This window comes from Shigella sp. FC1967, assembly GCF_001743005.1.
GTDB lineage: Bacteria > Pseudomonadota > Gammaproteobacteria > Enterobacterales > Enterobacteriaceae > Proteus.
This window is the reverse complement of record NZ_MIIZ01001493.1, coordinates 1-327: the sequence shown is the minus strand read 5'-3', so window position 1 is coordinate 327 and position 327 is coordinate 1. Positions and strand designations below refer to the sequence as shown.

Here is a 327-nt window from a genome sequence, read left to right as displayed (position 1 = left end):
TTTTTTTATGCGCAAGCTGTCGTAGCGTGGCTTCTTCCGCATAATTTTGTCCTTTGATAGTCTGCGGTGAACGAGAAAATCCGCCAACCAGAAGAGGAAAATTAATAATTCTTCCAATAAAGAGTTGGTCTTCATTTGGGTCACCCGCCGGCTCGGAGTGAAATAGTAAAGTTAAAAGTCCTCCCCGAGAAGCCGTCGCTACATCTTTCATCGCTTTCACAATTTTAATCACGCGTTGATGAGAAGAAGCCGTCGGTTTCAAAATGGGTTTAGGTAATTCAATGGGTTTAGGTGGAGCATAGGATAGTGAGCGTGCCTCCATAAAAA

At 43.4% G+C, this 327-nt stretch carries 1 protein-coding gene; it reads right to left on the bottom strand.

The annotated features are described in order from the left end of the window. On the bottom strand, positions 1–327 hold a 327-nt coding region (locus tag BHE89_RS24085; protein ID WP_171742568.1), incomplete at both ends, for a hypothetical protein.